Source organism: Clostridium sp. (genome assembly GCF_018372875.1).
Taxonomy (GTDB): domain Bacteria; phylum Bacillota; class Clostridia; order Clostridiales; family Clostridiaceae; genus Clostridium.
In genome coordinates, this window is record NZ_JAHAIF010000056.1 from 17,210 (window position 1) to 38,183 (window position 20,974).

The 20,974-nt window shown below is 28.7% G+C and carries 20 protein-coding genes; 13 read left to right on the top strand and 7 right to left on the bottom strand.

What is annotated here, in order from left to right:
- Positions 1-265: 265 nt before the first annotated feature.
- Together KIB46_RS14090 and KIB46_RS14095 are read left to right on the top strand one after the other, a co-directional pair.
- Positions 266-841 carry a sigma-70 family RNA polymerase sigma factor gene (locus KIB46_RS14090; protein ID WP_156561298.1) on the top strand — a complete coding sequence of 192 codons (576 nt, stop codon included), beginning with the start codon at positions 266-268 and terminating at the stop codon, positions 839-841.
- Entirely contained in the window at positions 831-2,120 is a 1,290-nt protein-coding gene (locus KIB46_RS14095) for a hypothetical protein (RefSeq protein WP_291672706.1), read from the top strand. The genes KIB46_RS14090 and KIB46_RS14095 overlap by 11 nt, the downstream gene beginning before the upstream one ends.
- Before the next feature lie 64 nt (positions 2,121-2,184).
- Here KIB46_RS14095 and KIB46_RS14100 read toward each other — a convergent pair whose 3' ends face one another.
- Entirely contained in the window at positions 2,185-2,520 is a 336-nt protein-coding gene (locus KIB46_RS14100) for a helix-turn-helix domain-containing protein (RefSeq protein WP_291672708.1), read from the bottom strand.
- Positions 2,521-2,659: 139 nt separating this feature from the next.
- Here KIB46_RS14100 and KIB46_RS14105 point away from each other — a divergent pair, with 139 nt between their 5' ends.
- Positions 2,660-3,919 carry an alkyl/aryl-sulfatase gene (locus KIB46_RS14105; protein WP_291672710.1) on the top strand — a complete coding sequence of 420 codons (1,260 nt, stop codon included), beginning with the start codon at positions 2,660-2,662 and terminating at the stop codon, positions 3,917-3,919.
- A gap of 51 nt (positions 3,920-3,970) precedes the next feature.
- On the opposite strand, the gene KIB46_RS14110 is transcribed toward KIB46_RS14105, so the two are convergent.
- From KIB46_RS14110 to KIB46_RS14120, 3 genes are all read right to left on the bottom strand, one after another.
- Positions 3,971-5,380, bottom strand: a complete 1,410-nt coding sequence (locus tag KIB46_RS14110; RefSeq protein WP_291672713.1) for a glycoside hydrolase family 1 protein — start codon at positions 5,378-5,380, stop codon at positions 3,971-3,973.
- A gap of 22 nt (positions 5,381-5,402) precedes the next feature.
- Positions 5,403-6,773, bottom strand: a complete 1,371-nt coding sequence (locus KIB46_RS14115; RefSeq protein WP_291672714.1) for a PTS transporter subunit EIIC — start codon at positions 6,771-6,773, stop codon at positions 5,403-5,405.
- Between the two features lie 116 nt (positions 6,774-6,889).
- Complete coding sequence (locus KIB46_RS14120; RefSeq protein WP_291672716.1) at positions 6,890-7,735, bottom strand: S66 peptidase family protein; 846 nt, start codon at positions 7,733-7,735, stop codon at positions 6,890-6,892.
- Positions 7,736-7,861: 126 nt separating this feature from the next.
- Here KIB46_RS14120 and KIB46_RS14125 point away from each other — a divergent pair, with 126 nt between their 5' ends.
- The 3 genes from KIB46_RS14125 (at position 7,862) to KIB46_RS14135 (ending at position 11,513) form a co-directional block, all read left to right on the top strand.
- A complete protein-coding gene (locus KIB46_RS14125) occupies positions 7,862-9,634 on the top strand; it encodes an aminopeptidase P family protein (RefSeq protein WP_291672739.1) in 1,773 nt (590 codons plus the stop codon).
- A gap of 320 nt (positions 9,635-9,954) precedes the next feature.
- On the top strand, positions 9,955-11,094 hold the full coding sequence (locus KIB46_RS14130) for a M50 family metallopeptidase (protein ID WP_291672718.1): 1,140 nt from the start codon (positions 9,955-9,957) through the stop codon (positions 11,092-11,094).
- A gap of 233 nt (positions 11,095-11,327) precedes the next feature.
- Positions 11,328-11,513: a hypothetical protein gene (locus KIB46_RS14135; RefSeq protein WP_291672720.1), complete on the top strand. Its 186-nt coding sequence runs from the start codon at positions 11,328-11,330 to the stop codon at positions 11,511-11,513.
- Positions 11,514-11,615: 102 nt separating this feature from the next.
- Here KIB46_RS14135 and KIB46_RS14140 read toward each other — a convergent pair whose 3' ends face one another.
- On the bottom strand, positions 11,616-12,299 hold the full coding sequence (locus tag KIB46_RS14140) for a GntR family transcriptional regulator (RefSeq protein WP_156561289.1): 684 nt from the start codon (positions 12,297-12,299) through the stop codon (positions 11,616-11,618).
- A gap of 133 nt (positions 12,300-12,432) precedes the next feature.
- Here KIB46_RS14140 and KIB46_RS14145 point away from each other — a divergent pair, with 133 nt between their 5' ends.
- Positions 12,433-13,830 carry a glycoside hydrolase family 1 protein gene (locus tag KIB46_RS14145; RefSeq protein WP_291672722.1) on the top strand — a complete coding sequence of 466 codons (1,398 nt, stop codon included), beginning with the start codon at positions 12,433-12,435 and terminating at the stop codon, positions 13,828-13,830.
- A gap of 104 nt (positions 13,831-13,934) precedes the next feature.
- On the opposite strand, the gene KIB46_RS14150 is transcribed toward KIB46_RS14145, so the two are convergent.
- The gene (locus KIB46_RS14150; protein WP_291672724.1) at positions 13,935-14,216 is read right to left on the bottom strand and encodes a DUF1294 domain-containing protein; all 282 of its coding nucleotides are present in this window, start codon (positions 14,214-14,216) and stop codon (positions 13,935-13,937) included.
- Between the two features lie 668 nt (positions 14,217-14,884).
- Here KIB46_RS14150 and KIB46_RS14155 point away from each other — a divergent pair.
- Positions 14,885-16,270 (top strand): PH domain-containing protein, encoded by a 1,386-nt coding sequence (locus KIB46_RS14155; RefSeq protein WP_291672726.1) that lies wholly within the window; start codon positions 14,885-14,887, stop codon positions 16,268-16,270.
- A gap of 137 nt (positions 16,271-16,407) precedes the next feature.
- On the top strand, positions 16,408-17,022 hold the full coding sequence (yqeK, locus tag KIB46_RS14160; protein WP_291672728.1) for a bis(5'-nucleosyl)-tetraphosphatase (symmetrical) YqeK: 615 nt from the start codon (positions 16,408-16,410) through the stop codon (positions 17,020-17,022).
- Between the two features lie 74 nt (positions 17,023-17,096).
- Here yqeK and KIB46_RS14165 read toward each other — a convergent pair whose 3' ends face one another.
- On the bottom strand, positions 17,097-17,885 hold the full coding sequence (locus KIB46_RS14165; protein ID WP_291672730.1) for a putative ABC transporter permease: 789 nt from the start codon (positions 17,883-17,885) through the stop codon (positions 17,097-17,099).
- Positions 17,886-18,092: 207 nt separating this feature from the next.
- On the opposite strand from KIB46_RS14165, the gene KIB46_RS14170 reads away from it, so the two are divergent.
- The 4 genes from KIB46_RS14170 (at position 18,093) to KIB46_RS14185 (ending at position 20,741) form a co-directional block, all read left to right on the top strand.
- A complete protein-coding gene (locus KIB46_RS14170; RefSeq protein WP_027096953.1) occupies positions 18,093-18,290 on the top strand; it encodes a helix-turn-helix transcriptional regulator in 198 nt (65 codons plus the stop codon).
- Positions 18,291-18,301: 11 nt separating this feature from the next.
- Positions 18,302-18,712 carry a hypothetical protein gene (locus KIB46_RS14175; RefSeq protein ID WP_291672733.1) on the top strand — a complete coding sequence of 137 codons (411 nt, stop codon included), beginning with the start codon at positions 18,302-18,304 and terminating at the stop codon, positions 18,710-18,712.
- Positions 18,713-18,822: 110 nt separating this feature from the next.
- Positions 18,823-19,950, top strand: coding sequence for an aminopeptidase (locus KIB46_RS14180; protein WP_291672735.1), 1,128 nt, complete (start codon positions 18,823-18,825; stop codon positions 19,948-19,950).
- A gap of 131 nt (positions 19,951-20,081) precedes the next feature.
- Positions 20,082-20,741 carry a TVP38/TMEM64 family protein gene (locus tag KIB46_RS14185; protein WP_291672737.1) on the top strand — a complete coding sequence of 220 codons (660 nt, stop codon included), beginning with the start codon at positions 20,082-20,084 and terminating at the stop codon, positions 20,739-20,741.
- Positions 20,742-20,974 lie beyond the last annotated feature (233 nt).

Consider the following 20,974-nt stretch of genomic DNA (forward strand, 5'->3'; position numbering starts at 1 on the left):
AGTAGTGGTAAAAAGTTTGGGAGTGCAGTTACAGTACAATAGCAGAACACAAAAAGTAAGTTTTGGAACCTGTGGTATAGGTAAAAAAGTGACTTCTTCACCAAAGCGTGGTGAGGGCACTTTTTAACGTCTAGAAAGTATAAAATTTTAATTAGCTATAAATCAAAGAGGTTATTACAAGTTCATTAAAGTTATATAAAATAGTGTAAGATTTAATTAAGATATTCGTTATTAATAGTAGAGGCCTCTGGAAAGGAGTTTTTGTATGAAAATAAATGAAGAAAATTATTTAATAGAGCTCTGCAAGAAAAATGAAAAGGCATTAGAGTATATCATAGACAAATACTCTGCTATTGTAAACGGAATTGTAAGAAAGGTATTACTTCCTTTAGAAAACAATGGGTTAATAGAAGAATGTATATCAGATATTTTCTTTAGTGTTTGGAACAATATAGATAAGTTTAGAGGAGAAAATGAAAAATTTAAAAATTGGATAGCAGGAATTAGTAAGTACAAGGCCATTGATTATTATAGAAAGTATAGTAATGAAAAGTATAAGACAAGTGATATAGATAAGCATACTTTACAGAATAATAAGTCTATAGAGGAAGATATAATTATAGGAATTGAAACTAGAAAGGTATTGGATTTAATAAATCTTCTTAAGGAACCAGATAAAAGTATATTTGTTATGAAGTTTCTATTTGGATATAGTTCTAGAAAAATATCAGAAAAGCTAGGTATAGGGGAAGGGACTATAAACACTAAGGTGAGTAGGGCAAGGAAGAGGCTTAGAGCTAAGTATACTACTTTAGAGGAGGTAGAAAATTATGAGCAATGATAAAGATATATATGAAGTGCTAAATGATATAGAATTTGATATAACCTCAGAAATGGAAATACCAATGGATGATATTAAAAAGAAAAAGCTTAAGAAGCAGCTAAAGAGTAGTGTAAGAAGTACAAAAATGTCAAAGATATTAAAGATTGCTTTAGTAGCTAGTTTGGCAGTTGTATTTATGTTGGTTTCACCAATGGGAGGGGATGTAGTAGCTAAGATAAAGGAAGCTTTGTTTTTTAATCCAGGTTTAGGGGTAGTTAGTACAAATGAGGAAGTATACGTATTAAAGGAGCCTATAGCAACTAAAATTGATGGAAAAGAAGTTTTGATAAAAAGTGTAATTAGCAAAGAGAATGAAGTAAGTATAGGGATTTGGATAGAATATAGTTCTAATAGTTCAAAAATAGAAGAAGAAAAGTATATAAATTCTTTAAAAGATAAGTTCAGTATAAGACTTCCTAATGGAGAGTTAATAAAAACAGAGATGTATTCAATAGGAAGTGGTGGCATAAGGAGTTCTTTTAATCAAAGTTATAAAACTGAAGGCATAGTTAAAGAGTTTACTTTGGTAAGTGATAATAAAGATGTTATTAGTATTTCATTAGTAGAAGGAGATAAGTTATATAAATATAGTGATGTTGGAGGAAATAGTAAAGATAGTGGCATTATGATTGGAGGTAATAAGTATATTTTTGAAGGAGACACTTATATATCTATATGGAACAAGGAAGATATTAATATTCAATCTAATATTTTTTATCCTAAAGATTACTTTTCAATTTCAGACGATAAAGGTAAAACTTATAATGTAAATTCTTCTACCTACTCAGGACAAGGAAATGAGTTTGTAATAGATGGAGAAGTAAGATCAAATTTAAATATTAATATAAATAGGGTAGAGGTAGACTATAACTTAGTAAATATGCCAAAGATAAAAGTTAAGATTCCTGAAAAAGGAGAAACAATAGAGATAAATAAAGAGATTTATTTAGAAGATATAGATGAAAAAATTTTATTAAAGTCCATAAAAGGAACAGAAGAATCAGTAGAACTATATTTTGATGTAAACAAATTTAAAAAGGAAGATTCGCAGATAGTCTTATTAAATGCGAGCTTCCGTAACCATGGTTGTATTGGTTCAGCAGATGGTTCTCCTATAATTATGAATTTTGATTATGAAGACTTAAAACTATCAGAGAAAATAACTGGAAGGTTAGATTTCGAGCTTGGTGGAGTAGATTTATATAAGATTGGAGATTGGAACTTTACAATAAAATAGTTTTTTAGTAATAAAAAGAGATAGAATAATTTATCTCTTTTTATTTTTTAGAAATCATAATTTGTTATTCTTGCTTTTTATATGTATTTAAATAATCAGTTCCCCATATCTCCATAGATTTAATAATAGGTTTTAAAGAAGCTCCAAGAGGACTTAAACTGTATTCAACTCTTGGTGGAACTTCAGGATAAGCTATCCTAATTACAATACCATCATTAACCATAGACTTTAAATTTTGAGTTAATACTTTTTGACTAATTTGAGGTAAACTTTTCTGAAAGTCACTATATCTCTTTGTACCAGTTAATAAATCTCTTAACAATAATATTTTCCACTTGTTACCTATTAATCCTACAGTTGTAGCAACAGGACAAATGGGTAAATCATTTTTTGAAATCATAATTTTATCTCCCAGGTTTAAAATTTTAATTCTTACCAAAAAGTGCGTATCGGATAAAAAAGTGCCTACTTCCAAAGGTAAGGTTTTATTATTATTATAAAGGAGTATTAGAGACTATACAAACAAAAGGAGAAACAACATGTTAAAAAAAGATGGAGAATTATTACTTGAAGAGTTTGCAATGGAGGCTTATCCAAAGAGTATTATAAAAGTTTCTGAAGGAATTTATCATGTTATTGGATATGGGCATAGTAATTCTATAGTAATTGAAGGTAAAAGTTCATTAATTCTTGTGGATACTTTGGATTCAAGTTATAGAGCAAAAATAATGAAAGAGGATATAGAGAAGATAACTAAAAAGCCAGTAAAGACTATAATTTATACTCATGGTCATCCAGATCATAGGGGGGGAGCAGGAGCTTTTAAAGACACTGTTGAGGAAATTATAGCTTTTGCACCAAAGCGAGCTGTTTTAAAATATATGGACAAGATATCAGATGTATTAAACAGACGTACAGCAAGGCAGTTTGGATATGAATTAACAGATGAAGAGGTTATAACGCAAGGTATTGGAATAAGAGAAGGACATGCTATTAATGAAGGAAAATATGATTTTATTCAACCAACAACTATATATAATGAAGATGTGGTTGAGCGTGTTATTGATGGAGTATCATTTAAGTTAGTATCAGCAGTAGGAGAAACTGATGACCAGTTATTTGTATGGCTAGAAGATAGTAAAGTATTATGTTGTGGAGATAATTACTATGGGTGCTTTCCTAATTTATATGCTATAAGAGGAGGTCAATATCGTGATATTGCTACATGGGTAGATAGTTTAAAGAATATCTTATCATATCCTGCAGAAGCTTTATTACCAGGGCATACAAAACCAATTTTCGGATATAAAAATATCCAAGATATTTTGGGAAATTTTACAGGAGCAATTGAATACATACTTCTTCAGACTTTAGATTGTATGAATAAAGGTATGAGTGAAGATGAAGTTGTGGCAAAAGTTAATCTTCCTGAGGAATACAAAGGTAAACCTTATTTAGGAGAATTCTATGGAACAGTAGATTGGGCCGTACGTTCAATTTATGGAGGATATATTGGGTGGTTTGATGGAAATCCTACTAATCTTAATCCACTATCAACAAATGTATATTCAAGAAAAATGGTAGAATTTATTGGAGGTGAAGAAAAGATTATAAATGAAATAAAAAATTCTTTAAATAAAGAAGAATATCAATGGGCAATTCAGCTTTGTGATTTAGTTATAGATAAAAATAGTGAGGCTAAGAGGCTAAAGGCAGAAGGTCTTATGGGATTGTCAAAGTTAATAACAAGTGCAAATGGAAGACATTATTATATAGCTTGTGCTAAAGAACTTATGTAGTTTTAAAGATAAAAGGTTATTGCAAATTGCAACAACCTTTTATTCTATGGGCTATTTTAATTCTCTTCCATTGTTTTTAATAACATTTTGATACCAGTAGAAGCTATCCTTTTTAATTCTTTTCATACTTAAAGTATCATCATCATTTCTATCTACATAGACAAGACCATAACGCTTTCTAAATCCTTGAGCAGAACTTAATAAGTCCATAAATGACCAAGGACAATATCCAAGCATTTCAACACCATCTTCGATAGCTAAAGCGCAAGCATTTATATGGTCTCTTAGGTAATCTATACGGTATTTATCATGAACTTTTCCATTTTCTAAACTGTCAGGAGTTCCTAATCCATTTTCAGTGATTATAAGTGGGAGACGATATCTTTGCCAGTATTCATTTAAAGCTACACGTAAACCAGAAGGATCTATTGCAGCACCATATTCTGTTGCTTTAAGCTGTGGATTCATAGACATTTTAAATAATCCATACATGTTAAAATCTACAGTGCCTTCTCTAAGTCCAAAAGGATGTTCAGCATCTACAGGTAGTGCTTCAGCACAATTTGTTCTATAGTAGTTCACTGCTATGAAGTCCATCTTAGCCTTCTTTAAGATTTCCTTATCACTTTCCTCCATATGAGGCATAATGTTTCTTTCTCTTAAATATTGCATGTAGTATCCTGGATACTCACCAAATTGATGCATATCAAGCATATAGTAAACCTTAAAATTATCATTCATTCTTGCAGCATAAATATCTTCAGGCTTACAAGTAAGAGGATATGTTACAGAAGATGAAACAGCAGCCCCAATCTTACTTCCAGGAATTATTTCATGACAAGCATTAACAGCTAGAGCATGTGCTAAACACATGTTGTAATCCATTTGTGCACGCATTTTATCAATCTTTAATGGATCAGTTTCATCATAAATATTTATTCTTTCTTCAACTCTAACAATAAGGTTTTGCTCATTATGAGGTTGCCAGAACTTAACTCTATCTCCAAATTCCTTAAAGCATACTTTAGCATAACGTTCAAAGGCAAATACAGTTTCTCTACCTTCCCAACCATTATATTTTTCAACTAATGCAAATGGTAAGTCAAAGTGATATAAAGTTACAAAAGGTTCAATTCCGTTTGTCACTAGTTTATCTATAACCTTATTATAGAAGTCTAATCCTTTTTGATTAATTTCACCTTCACCATCTGGAATGATTCTAGCCCATGAAATAGAAAATCTGTAAGTTTTCATTCCAAGTTCCTTCATTAAATCAATATCGTCTTCAAAGTTGTGATAAAAGTCTGAAGCTACCTTTGTATCAGCTTGAAAGTGAGATTTTTTAAATGAGTTGTAGTCAGCTACAGTCATTTTCTTTCCGTCTTCATCCCATGCACCTTCTATTTGGAATGCAGAAGAGGATGCACCCCATAAGAAATCTTTTGGAAACATTGTATTCATATATAAGTCCTCCTAAGTTGTTTTAGTCTTTAATATCATCAAATCCTACGATATAGGTAAGTATAGCAGAGCCAAAGAATGCTATAGCACATCCACCTAAGTAGCTTAAGAATGCCATAGTACCAGCTTCAGCATATACAGGAAGTGTTAAGATACCTTGGTTAGCAAAGGCATTACCATAAGCACCACCAAGTCCCATAACTCCACCACCTATAGCTCCACAGATAACAGCAAGAATCATTGGCTTTTTAAGTCTAAGGTTAGTACCATAAATAGCAGGTTCAGTTATACCAAATAATGCAGTAACACTAGCAGACATTGCTATAGTTTTTAAGTTCTTATTCTTAGTTTTAAAGAATACTCCTAAAGCAGCACCAGCTTGTGAGAAGTTTGCAGCACCTGCAAAGGCTAAAAGATTTTGTCTTCCAGTTGTAGCAACATCATTTATTCCAATAGGTAATAAAGCTCTGTGAGCACCAAATATAACAAGAACACACCATAAACCACCAATGAAAGCACCACATAATACTGGACTTAATCCATAAATGTATTTATAAGAGAAGTTAATAGCATTACCTAAATATATTCCTATAGGCCCAAATATAAATAGTGTAGCTGGTAACATAACTAGTAAAGATAGTGTTGGAACCATTATGATTCTAATAACTTCTGATATATACTTTTCTAAAAATCTTTGAACATATGAAAGTACCCATACAGCAATAATAATTGGAATTACAGATGATGTATAAGTTGCTTTTGTAACAGGCAATCCAAGGAAGCTAACCGCAGCATCACCTATCATAAGTGCTGTAAAAGCAGGGTAGCATAAAGTTGCGCCTATAACCATAGCTATAATTTCATTAGCCTTAAACACCTTAGCAGCAGTGTATCCTAAGATAATTGGCATAAAGAAGAATATAGCATCAGATAAAGCATTTAAAATTATATAAGATTGAGATTCTTTTATATTAATACCATATTTATTCATATAGAACATTGCTAAAACTGATAATATTCCTTTTATCATACCAGAACCAGCTATGGCAGGTATAGTAGGAGTGAATATTCCAGCAACTGCAGTTAAAATTTTATTAATAGTACTTTGTTTTTCTTTAGTTTTAATAGTAGATGATGATATATCTTTTTCTGGTACAAGCTTAATGAATTCATCATAAACTTTAGTAACCTTATTTCCTATAACAACTTGAAACTGACCCATTTTTTCTACTACTGTAATGACCCCTTCTGCTGAAGAAATTTTTTCTTTATCAGCAATTGATGTATCATTTAGTTTTACTCTAATTCTTGTCATACAGTGGGATAAATCATTTATATTATTTTTTCCACCTAAACCAGACAAGATTTCCTCTGCCGTCTTTTTATAATCCATAAATAATTTCTCCTTTTCATTTTTGATAATGATTATTATTTCATAATTATTATCTTGTGTCAAATTCAGAGTATATTAATAGGATATATAAGGTATATTAAAAGAATAGTACTTTTTTAATTATTTACTAACTTGAGTTCTTTACCAATGACTATACATTTAGAGTCATTTCCATGTCCTATTTCTTCCGTTTTAACTATAGGCATATTTTTATCATTAACAATTTCTTTTACTAATTCCTCAATAGTAGGATTATAATTATTTTTCTCCATTTCAGTAAAAGTTCCAAGTATAATTCCGTTAATTTCTTTAAATGTTCCTATAAGCTTTAACTGAGTTAAAAAGGTTCTCATCTTAGCAACATCACCACCAAGACTTTCAAGTAAAAGTATTTTATCTTTAAAGCTAGGCATATATTTAGTGCCAGCTAGTTTTAAAGTACACCTAATATTGCCTCCAATAACTACGCCCTCCATAGATTCTCCTTGAACCCATTTATAATTAATATTAAATAGATCATTATTAGAATCTTTAATAAAGTTACTAAATCTATATAAGTTTTCTTTGTTAGTTACAATATGCCTAACTTGATAAAGGTAAGAAGGGGAACCAGCTTGAGAATATATACTATTTAGCATTACTGATAAATCACTATATCCAATAAAAGGTTTAGGATTATTTTTTATAACATTAAAATCTATATACTCCAAAACTTCGTTAGCTAAATCCCCACCAGAAACATCAAAAATTGCATCAATTGCAGAATCTTTATACAGCTTCATTAATTCTTCTCCACGTTCCTTTCCGCTTCCACTAGAAAGTCCATCATCCTTAACATAAATAGTTGAAGATAGGATTACATTTAACCCAAGAGAGCTAAGAATCTCTAAAAGTTTATCTATTGTAGGTCTTGCACTTTCTTGAAGACCATTTGAACAGCTTATTATTGCTACGTTTTTCATTAAATTCACCTTCTTATAAAAGTTTTTATTTTATAATATCATAGTTTGTCATTTATCATATATTTTTATTGATAGAATGTTAAATAATTGTATAATAGAACTATAATTTACAATCATTGGGGAGGACTGAAAATGAGTAATTTAAATAATTTAAGAGAAGTCATGAAAAAAGAAAATGTAGATTATTACATAATTCCAAGTGGAGATTCACATCAAAGTGAATATGTTCCAGAATACTATAAAGGAAGAGCTTATGTATCAGGCTTTACAGGTTCTGCTGGTATTCTATTAGTTGGATTAGAAGAAAGTTATTTATGGACTGATGGAAGATATTTTATCCAAGCAGAAAAAGAACTTAATGGTTCAGGAATTAAGCTTATGAAGATGAATATACCTGGTTATCCAAGCCTACTTGAGTGGATAAAGAATAATATTAAAGAAGGAAAAACTTTAGCTTTTGATGGAAGCATAATATCTGTTAATGAGTATAAGAATTATAAAGAGTTAGCTAAGAAAAATGGTTTTAATATAAAGATGGATAAAGACTTTTTAAATGAAATTTGGAGTGATAGACCAGAACTTTCAAAAGAAAAGATATTTATCCATGATACAAAGTACTGTGGTAAATTTGCTAGTGAGAAGTTAGAAGAAGTAAGAGCAGAAATGACTACTTTAGAGGGGGAAAATTATGTAGTTACTTCATTAGATGATATAGCTTGGTTATTTAATATAAGAGGAAATGATATAGCTTATAATCCTGTAGCTTTAGCTTATGCTTTAATAAGTGATAAGGAAGCGGTTCTTTATATTAATGAGGAAAAGGTAACTAATGATGATAAGAGAACATTAGAAGCACAAGGTGTAACTTTAAAATCATATAATGATATTTATGAAGATATAAAGAATGTAGTTGGGTCTATTATTATTGATGGTGCTAAAGTTAATGGAAAACTTTATTCTTTAATTTCAGAAGATGTAAAAATAATAGAAAACTTAAATATTACAACATCTCTTAAGGCAGTTAAGAATGAAGTTGAAATAAAGAACATGGAAGTTTCTCAAGTGAGAGATGGCGTAGCTATGGTTAAGTTTATTAAATGGCTTAAAGAGAATGTAGGAAAAATAAATGTGACTGAAATATCGGCATCAGATAAGCTTGAAGAAATAAGAGCTAAGGGAGAGAATTTTAAGGGATTGAGCTTTAATACAATAGCTGGTTATAAAGACCATGCAGCAATGATGCATTATTCAGCTACAGAAGAAAGCCAATATGAATTAGATAGTGAAGGAATGTTACTTATAGACTCAGGAGCTCAATATTTAGATGGAACTACTGATATAACAAGAACATTTATATTAGGACCAATAACTGAAGAAGAGAAGAGGGATTTTACTTTAGTATTAAAATCTCACATAGCCCTAGCTACAACTATTTTCTTAAAGGGTACTAATGGATGTAACCTAGATGCTATAGCTAGAAGACCATTATGGAGGTATGGAATGGATTATAAATGTGGAACAGGTCATGGTGTTGGATTCTTTTTAAATGTCCATGAAGGACCTCAAGGAATAAGGCCTTTTGGTAATACTATAGCACTTGAGCCAGGTATGATACTTACAAATGAACCAGGAGTTTATAAGGAAAATAAACATGGAATAAGAACAGAAAATACCTTATTAGTTACTAAGGCCTTTAAAAATGATGAAATGGGAGAATTCTATAAGTTTGATACTATTTCATATTGTCCAATTGACTTAGAAGGGATAGATGTTTCTTTATTAGATGAAGAAGAGAGGGAATGGCTAAATAATTATCATAGAACTGTTTATGAAAAGTTAAGTCCATATTTAAATGAAGAAGAGAAGAAGTTCTTGGAAAAGGAAACAAGAAGTATTTAAATAATAGAGATGAAAAAGAGAAATCCCCATGGATTTCTTTTTTATTCTTTAGACCAATTATAAAATTTAAATTAGCTATAAATCAAAGGTATTATTATATTTTCATATTAAAAAATATAAAATAAAGGATAGTAATTTTATAATTTCCTTACCTTTAGTACGCAAAATAAATATCCGCTACACCTTTTTTATATTATGGAACAATAGAAAATAAAGAGTTGTTACCTTAATTCTTTATTAAATTACTATTTATTTTTTTTAAAGTGGAATAAACTAATGTATAATTAAAAAATGGAAATAATGAGGAAAGTAGGGGGATTATGAATAAAACAAGTAATGAAAAAAATAAAAATAAAAAAAGGATTTTATTTTTTATTGGATGTATAGTTGTATGCTTTCTGGGAGGAGTGTTTCTTGGAAAAACAATAAGTCTTAAGAGTATAGGCTTTAGACCAATTGATTTTTTTATAATATTAATATCTTTGTATGTATGGATGTTTATATCAATTAATATTCATGAATTTGGTCATTTTATTTTTGGTAAAAAAGCAAAATATAAGTTGATTGGATATTCAATTGCTTGTTTTAATTGGTTTTACGAAAATGGAAAAGTAAAATTTTATTTGAAATTTAATAAAGAAATTGGTGGATTATGCTGCATGATGCCAACTAAAGAGAGTAGTAGAAAGGATCATCTTTTATTTATTTCTGGAGGAGTTATTTTTAACTTTATAAGTATATTACTTATGTTGTTTGGAGTGTTTTTAATGCCTTCTGGAAAAGTGCTATTAAAAGGAATATTAATTGCAGGAATAGTTGTAACTAGCTTGTTAGCAATAATGAACTTTATTCCAATAAAATCTATAGGAATAGCTACCGATGGTAATATTTTTTGGAGTATTTTAAGAAATGAACCTTCAGGAGAAATTTACTTAAAAATTTTGGACGTAACTAATAAATTAAGAGGAGGATTGAGCTTTAAGGACTTGGACTTAGATTCAAACCTTAATATTAAAAGTAGTGAAAAAGTAGATGTGGCAACAATACAAATAGTGTTATATGAATATTTTAAAGATTTGGATTTAGACAATATAGAAGAAGTGAAAAACAAAATAAAGTTTTTAGAAAATCATATTGATATTATTCCAGAGTACTCAAGACCAGGATTTTATAACGAATTTATATATTATTATTCTGCAATAGAATTAAAAGAAGAAAAAGCAAAAAAATATTTTACGAAAACTAAAAAGTTATTGCTTAATGATAAAGATATCAATGGTAGAAGAACTTTAGCGTCTTATAAGTTGTTTATTGAAAATGATTATGAAGAAGCAAAAATATGTTGCTTTGATGGATTATCGGTAAAGGATAAGTTCCCATTTAAGGGACAAGCATTATTAGAAGAGAAACTTATTATGGGAATATTGGATAAAGTTAATGGAAGGAATAATAATGAATAATAAAAAATACATTTTTAGAATTGATTTAATTTTAATAGGGATATTAGGAATAGTAGATAAAATATTTAATCTTTCCTATAATACTGACTACAATTGAATTATACATGTTTTTTATAATAAAAAAGAAGAGGAAGAATAGAGAATTTAATGATTTTAATACAGTGATTTCATAGCATTAATATTTGTCCACTACAGATAATATAAATGTAATCAAAATTGAGGAGGGATATATTATGAGCAAACATAATTGTCACTGTCATCATGATAAAAATCATGAACATAACTACCATCATAACCATGGGGAAGATGATTTAAACTGTAACAGAGGAAGCATGGTAAATATCTGTAATTGTGGATGCGGACATGGAAAAGATGAAAAACCAAATCCAAAGAGTGCTACAAATAATCAATGGTCTTAAAGGCTGGTAATTAAAAAAAGAAAAATGGTAATGCTAAGAAAAAGCATAAATAAAATAAAAGCTACAAAACAGGTTGTTTTGTAGCTTTTATTTTATAAAAAATTATCTTTTTGCATAGTAAGTTATATTATTATCTCTGTGTTTATTTATTGAGTATTCATAAGGTCTTCCATTAGTTAAATAGCCTGTATTTTCAATTTGAAGAGCCAAAGAATCCTCAGGTAGCTGCAAATATTCACAATCTTTTTTAGAAAGCTTTATAGCACTAATATTTTTGATAGCATGACTTACTTCATAATCAAAGGAGTTTTCTACATAATTAAGTAAACTATGTAAACAGTCTTCTTCCTTTAAGTCAGGCAAAAGAGAATAAGGAATAAATGTTTCCTCTGTATGTGATGGAGTTGTAGAAATATATCTTATTCTAATAATAGACCAAACTTTAGATCCTTTATTCAACTTTAACATGTTACATATCTTAGGTGTAGCTACTTCTAATCTAAATTTTACTACTTTAGATGTAATGGAACTTTCTCCATATAATTCAAGTAAAGATGAAAAATTTAAACTATGATTAGATGGTAAGGAATTTATGTAAGTTGGACCACCATGAATTCTTCTTAGGTATCCTCTTTCAATTAGAATTTCAATAACTTTTCTAATAGTATGTCTATTACAGTTATACTTTATAGCTAATTGATTTTCTGATGGCATTCGTTCATCAACTTTATATTTTCCTAAGGTAATGTCTTCAATTATATCTCTAATTATTTCCTTACTTTTCAACAAAACCACCTCGTAAATGCTATATATTTCATATTTAATTTTATCATTAGTAAAATTTATTGTATAGACAAATAGTTACTGTGGAATAAAAATTATATAGAATAAAATTAAAGGAAGGGCAGGAGGTAATGGTATGGAAAAGAAATTTATATTTCCAGAAAATTTTTTGTGGGGATCAGCAACATCTGGACCACAATCAGAAGGACGTTTTAATAAAAAACATGATAGCGTGTTTGATTATTGGTATGATATAGAACCTGATGCTTTTTTTGATAAAGTAGGACCAAACGTTGCGTCTAATTTTTATAATAGCTATAAAGAAGATCTAGCTATGATAAAGGAAATTGGATTAAATTCTTTTAGAACATCAATCCAATGGACTAGATTAATAAAAGATTTTGAAACTGCAGAAGTTGATGAAGATGGTGTAAGATTCTATAACGATATGATAGATGAATGTTTAAAGAATGGACTTACTCCAATTATGAATTTACATCACTTTGACTTACCTGTTGAATTATACAAAAAGTATGGTGGATGGGAATCAAAGCATGTAGTTGACTTATTTGTTAAGTTTGCAGAAAAGGCATTTGAGTTATTTGGAGATAGAATAAAGTATTGGACTACATTCAATGAACCAATAGTAGTAGTTGAAGGGCAATATTTATATAAATTCCACTATCCGTGTTTAGTAGATGGTAAAAAAGCTGTTCAAGTTATGTTTAATATAAACTTAGCATCAGCAAAGGCTATTGAAGCTTATAGAAAAGGTGGATATAACAAGGATGGAGGAAAGATTGGTATAGTGCTTAATTTAACTCCTTCATATCCAAGATCAGAAAGTAAGGAAGACTTAGCTGCAGCTAAATTTGCAGATGATTTCTTTAACAATTCTTTCTTAGACCCAGCTATAAAAGGTAAGTTCCCAGAATATTTAGTTGAAAAACTTACAGAAGATAAGGTTTTATGGGAAGCTACAGAGGAAGAAATGGATATAATAAAGAACAACACTATAGATTTCTTAGGTGTTAACTATTATCAACCAAGAAGAGTTAAGGCTAAGGAAGAAGCATATGACGAAACTTTAGGTTGGATGCCAGATAAGTATTTTGATAACTACATTATGCCAGGTAGAAGAATGAATCCATATAGAGGATGGGAAATCTACCCTGAAGCAATGCATGATATAGCTATGAATGTAAAGAATAATTATAACAACATTCCTTGGTACATTTCTGAAAATGGAATGGGCGTAGAGGATGAAGATAGATATAAAAATGAAGATGGAATAATAGAGGATGATTATAGAATCGACTTTATTAAAGAACATTTAGAGCACCTTTATAGAGGAATAGAAGAAGGCTCAAACTGTTTTGGTTACCATACATGGACACCAATAGACTGTTGGTCATGGTTAAATGCCTATAAAAACAGATATGGATACATTTCAGTTGATTTAGATACACAAAAGAAGACAATTAAGAAGTCCGGAAGATGGATTAAAGAAGTAACTGAAAATAATGGATTTTAAGAAGTACTAGAGAAAAAAATGAATTAGATACTATAGATAAAGCTGCCTGAAAGGGCAGTTTTTTGTTATATACTTAAATATTTTGTAAGAAATAGATTAAGAGGTTATGTGTTAAAATAAGGAATATAAAGCAAAATTATTATACAAATTATATTTATAATTAGTAGTACTGGTACGCCAATAGTAAATTTCTTATGCTTAGTTTTATGTCTAAATGTATACATACCTATAATAATTCCAAGTGAACCACCTATTAGGGCAGTAAGCATTAGTGTATTCTCACTAATCCTCCATCTATTTTTTACAGCTTTTCTTTTATCTAAAAACATTAATGTAATTCCTATTAGATTGATTAATATAATATAATTAGCTAACAACTTAACCATAATTCACCTCTGCAAATAATTCTAAAAACAGCATACCATAACTTGCCAGATAAAATAAATAAAAAAAATTTTTTCTTACAACAATCGACAAACTTTTCGGAAGAAATATGATAACGTTATAATTGAAGTTAGGGGAATTAATATAAATATATTAATAACTTTCAATTATAAGTATAAAAGAAGAATGAGAGAGAATACGGGAAAAGTTCTTATAGATAAAACTATAAGAATTTTTTGTTTATAGAAATAAAAAATAACAAGCTTTAGAGGCTTGTTATTTTTTTAATATAGGGGGATTCATATGGTGTGTGGTCCATATGAATTTTATAATTTATGATTTCATTAATATTATGGACAAGTTTAAAGGTTTTATTCATAAAAATAAAAAATAAATAAAATTTTATATGAGATATAGTAATAAAGGCTATAAAGGAGTTTATTGTAAGTGCTAATTATATCTTTAAATATAAAGTATTTTTATATGGAAACATATTGTTATTCCAAGTATTAACTTATCTTCTCAGTTCAAAGAAAAACTAGAAAGTAAATTAGAGTTATTAGTAGCTGAATCTGTCCTTAAAGGAATAAGTAAGGAGGAGTTTTTTAATATGTTTAATTCAGTTTTTGCTAGTATGAATGGAATTATGAATAATTAGGGGGAATAATTTGTGATATATATTTTACTATTTAGTGGACTAATAGTTTTATTTACTATGTATTTTATAAATTCATCTGCCACAAAGCCCAATAACAATGTAGTAATTGGTGTAACCTTACCATATATGCAGTTGAAAAATGAAAAGGTATTAGAAATAATTAATCGATTTAAGAAAGAAAATAAGTACTTAATGCTTGCTTCTGCATTATTAAGTATTCCAATGATATTTATAAAAAAATATGATTCTTTTATAATAATATATTTTTTAATATGGACATTTTCATTAATTGGACTTTCGGATTTATTAATTAAAAAGTATATTAGGATAATGATGGAATTAAAAAGAAGTAATGATTGGTATGTTGGAGAGAAGAATGTAATTAGAATTGATACTAAGGTAACTAATTTAAAGGAAAGTATGCCAGTATCAGTATTATGGTTTATTCCTTCTATACTCATTTCTATAATATCTGTGGTAAGAGCTTTTTTAAAAAGAGAGAGTATAGGAGATATTACCGTATATATAGCTTTAATAGGATTATTAGCAATATTAATTTTTATATTTTTATATAATAAGTACAGTAATATGAGAAATAATGTATATAGCAATAATTCAGTAGTGAATATTTTGTGTAATAGTATTTACAAAAAGAAGTGGTCACTTTGTTGGATTGGGGTGTCAACATGTAATAGTATAACTTTTGCTTTAATAATTGAAGGGATAATAAGAGGGACAAGCTTAGGAATTGTATTATGTATAATAGGAATATGGATTACAGTTTTTTCAGTAATTATGATAATATACACTGAAGCAGATATAAAAGAAAGTATAAATAAAGTTGTATATGCATCAGAGGAGAGGTTGTTTACTGATACAGATGAGTATTGGGAAAAGGGATATTATTGCAACCCTCATGATAACAGAATTATGGTTGAAAAGCGTATAGGAACAGGAATGTGCTTCAACTTAGGAAATAAAAAGGGAAGAATTTTAAATTATGTCGGGAACATATTTGTAGTAATTCTTGTTGTAGGTATATGTATATATTTATTAAGATTTGATATTAGTGGATTTAAGATGAATATAAATGATAATATGATAAAAATAGAGGCACCATCTTATGAAATAGAATTTAATATTGATGATGTGGAAGGCGTGGAATTAATTAACGAAATGCCTAAAGCTACTATTAAGACTAATGGGATAGGAGGGAGCCATTATAGCATTGGATACTTTAAATTAGAGGGATATGGTAATACACCTATATATATTTATAGAAATAGCTCTCCTTATTTAAAGATTAAGTTAAAGGATACCTATGTTTTTATAAATGGGGAAAAGCCAGATATAACAAAAGAGTATTACGTAGAAATTACGGAATCAATAAAAAGATGAACTACCTTTGATAGTAGTTCATCTTTTTATTTGCAGTATATAATAAAGAAATATATATTTAATACTTACTGGTTTTTATGTATAATTAAATAAATTTATGAGTTAGATAAATAGTAATTTAAAGGGTGGATTTAATTATGTCAATTATATTAGATAAATTTCATTATATAAATAGTATAGAGAAAACAGGAGATTTCACTAAAGATGTATGTGAGCTTCTTGAAGTAAATAATAAGAATAATACTAAAGAACATGTATTAGAAGTTGCTAAAACAAGTTTAAAGTTAGCTGATAGGTTTCAGTTAGATTCTGAAATATGTTATAAATCAGCGTTACTACATGATATTAGTTCAATAATAAAGCTAAAGGATATGATTGTGATAGCAAATGAAAATAATATGTCCTTAGATATTTCTGAACAAAAGTATCCTTTTTTGTTACATCAAAGAATTTCTAAGTTAATAGCATTTCACTATTTTGATATTACAGAAAAAGATATATTATCTTCGATTGAATGTCATACTACATTAAAAAGTAAACCTAGTAAATATGAAATGGTCTTATTTCTTGCTGATAAAATATCATGGGATCAAGATGGAGAACCACCATATATAGATATTATAGAAGAGGGATTAAGTATATCATTAGAAAATGCATGTAAAAATTATATTAACTATGTATATGAGAATAATATGCTTCTATGTCCGTATAAATGGATGAATGAGGCATACGAGTATTTTGTGAATATATGATTATTTCTAGCTTGTAGTATAATCTTTTAAAAATAATGAGTCAAAAGGATTGAGTTATCCATCCTTTTGACTCATTATTTTCTTCTAAATGTATTTCCGATTTTATCTTTTAACACTTTAAACGCTTCATTAAATTTCTTAGAGCTAGCACTTGGATATGCTTTAATAATTTGCTTATGAAAGAAGTTGACTTTTTCAGCATATTTATCATATTCAACCTTTAATGAAGATAACTTTTCCTTTATTAAGTTTAAATCAGTAGAAGATAATGAAGAGGTCTTTTCCTTTATTTGGGTACTTAATGTTTCCATTTCTTCTCTTATTTTTGTCATAAATTTTAATATCCTATTTAAATCAAGTACGTTATAGGTAGAGTATACAAAATCAAATATAAAAATTATTGAAGCTATAATTGATAAAACAATTGTAGTTGTATTTCCTAAGTTAGATATAATATTGGATATGGGAGCATGTATAATATAAACAACAAACAATGTTAAAACTCCCCAGAATAAGGAGCTAACTAAACAAATTCTACCTTTATAATTAAATTTATCATCAGTGTAATCCCAATACTTAATTTTAAATATTGTTTCCATTAACCATCCAGTAAAATATTCAAGAATTGTAGTAGATATTAAACCAGCTATATAAACAAGAATAGGATGATTTATTAATGGTAGAGAGACAAATAAAATTAATATTGTGCCTGTACCGTAAATAGGTAAAAAGGGGCCTTTTAAAAAACCTCTATTTATAAATCTTTTTTCTCTAGTTGAGACTATTGTTGATTCAACGCACCATCCTAAAAAACAATATATATAAAATAGTAATATCCATTGAAATAAGTTATAAGTATACATATGCTTATTTCCTTCCTAAAAAATATGTATTAATTAAATTATATCATTAGAAATAGGATAAAAATAACAAAAATATTAAAAATTTAATGTAAAGCGTACTTGACATAGGCGAAGGGAAAGATTAGAATATAGGTAAAGGAAACTTTACATTTGTGTAGTTTTTGAAGTAAAGTGAGCTTTACATCAAGTGTTTTGTTGGAGGTGTTTATGAAAAATAAAATTAAGGAGTTAAGAGAAGAAGCTAAATTAACTCAGCAGGAATTAGGAGAAAAGTTAACAGTATCAAGACAAACAATAATATCTTTAGAAAATGGAAAGTATAATCCATCAATAATACTAGCATTTAAGATAGCTAACATTTTTGGAAGGTCCATTGAAGAAATATTTATTTATGAAGAGGAATAGGAGGAGAGTGTATGTCAATTACAAATAAAAATAGAATTCAAGGGATAATTTTAATCTTGGTAGGAGTAAGTTTACTAATTGTCCACAAAATTCAAGGAGATGCTTTAGTTCATGAAGAATTAGTTTTTGGCTTTGGAATAGGATGTTTATCTGGTGGAGTTGCAGCTTTTTTAGGAACTTTCCTATTTAAGAAGGGAAAATATAATGAAAATTATAAAATTCAAGAAAAGGATGAAAGACTTCATCAAATATGGGATAAGGCTGGATATAGTGCATATAACCTATCATATTTAATAGTTTTATTTATGTTTATTTTAGTATCAATATTTGAAATATCAGCAATATCTCTACTGATAGCATTATTGGTAATTATGCCAGTAGCGCATATAGGATTTACCTACTATTATAATAAAAAAATATAGTGTATAATTAGTGAATTAACAGCAAAGAAGCTCTAAATTAAAAACATCCTTATAGAAGTTTAATATGTGGTATAATTATCCTATTAAGTTTATCTTAGGAGGATGAGTGTATGGCAGATAAAAGGTTAAATAAATTAGCAAAGCTATTAGTTAACTATTCAACAGAAGTAAAACCAGGAGATTTGGTATTTGTATCAGCAGATGAAGTATGTACACCATGGGCCACAGAAGTAATAAAAGAAGCTACTAAAGCAGGGGCATATGTTGAATATAAATTAAGTTCACAAGAAGTTCGTGAGATGCAACTTAAATATTCAAATGATGAACAATTAAGACATGGTGATATTATAATGGAGACAATCCTTGAAAAGGCAGATGTATGGTTAAGTGCATGGGGGGCAAGAAATACTAGGGCATTTACTAATGTGGATGCAGAAATATTAAAGAAATCTCAAGAGGGGGCAAAAAAGTGGAGAAGATTCTACTCAGATAGAATGGGTAGTGGTGAATTAAGATGGTGTGGTACACAATATCCAACACAATCTGATGCACAAGAAGCTTCTATGAGTTTTTCAGAGTATGAGGACTTTGTATATGGAGCAGGCTTACTTGATGTTGATGATCCAGTAGCTGAGTGGAAGAGAATAAGCGCAGAGCAAGAAAGATGGGTTAAGTATTTAGATACAAAGGGTGAAATCCATATAGTATCTGAAGGAACTGATATAAAGGTAAATGTTAAGGGAAGAAAGTGGATAAATTGTGATGGTAAAGCTAATTTCCCAGATGGAGAAATATTCACATCACCTGTAGAAGATGGAGTAAATGGATATATTACATTTTCATTTCCAGGAATTTATGCAGGAAAAGAAGTTGAAGGTATTAAGCTAATAGTTAAGGACGGAAAAGTAGTTGAAGCTACTGCTAAGAAGGGGGAAGATTTACTTAAGAGCCTTATGTCTATAGATGAAGGAGCTAGTAGATTTGGAGAAGTAGCTATAGGTACTAACTATGGAATTAAGAACTTTACAAAGAATATGCTATTTGATGAAAAGATAGGTGGAACTGTTCATATGGCAATTGGAGATTCTATGGAAGAGGCAGGAGGAAAAAATAAGTCTTCAATTCATTGGGATATGCTATGTGATATGAGGAATTGTGGTAAAATTTATGCTGATGGTGAACTTTTCTATGAGAATGGGAAGTTCATTGATGAGATACTAATTAAGCATAATTTATAATATATTAAATAAAATAAAAGGAGGTGTTAATTCATCTCCTTTCTTATCTTTAGAAAAAATTAATAAACTTAAGTTTAAATATGTGGTAGGATATTAAGAAGGGAATAATAATAGGTGTAAGGGGTTTATTAATGAGAAAAGAAAATATTAATAAAATAAAGTTTTCTATTTTTATTGTTTTTATAGTATGTATATTAGTTTTTGCTTTACTAAATTGGAATACTATTAAACATTTGAAAATTCATAAATTACTTAAGTATTTTGAAGGCATAGGCCCTGTAGCAATGGTTGTATATTTAGGAATGCATATTATAAAGCCTTTCTTTATAATAATACCATCCAATATTTTGGCTTTAGGAGCAGGAATTGTATTTGGCCCAATAAAGGGATTTTTATTGACTATGGTTGGCTTTTTCTTATCAGGCACAATAGCTTTTTATATTTCTAGATTTTTAGGCAAGGACTTTGTTGAAAGTATCATTGGTGGGAAGTTAATGAAGTTAGATAACAATATGGAAAAGAAAGGGTTTAAAATATTGTTTTTACTTAGGTTGCCACCAGTGCTTCCATATGATCCATTAAGTTATGCTTGTGGTCTTACAAAGATAAAGTATTTGGACTTTATAACTGCTTCCTTAATAGGGGTTGTACCAGAAACTATATGTTACTCAATAATAGGAAGAGAAGCACACAATCCATTATCACCAAAATTTTTAATTCCTATTTCAGTTTTAATAGTAGCAGTTGTGGGATCAAAGTTTATAATGGATAAAAGACATAAGATAAGCTAGACAGGTTAAGAAGATGATGATGAGAAATCGCTAGACGATTTCTTTTTTTTTGGGAAATCATAATTGATATTAACTTTTGGTGACTTTAATAGTTTGATGTTATTTATATGGTGTTAGTATATTTTTATGGACATATTTTAGATAAAACAATTAAACTATAAATAGAGAGGTGTGTTCAAAGATGAGAGAAACAGGAAAAAGATATACTGATGATTTTAAAAAGATGATTGTCG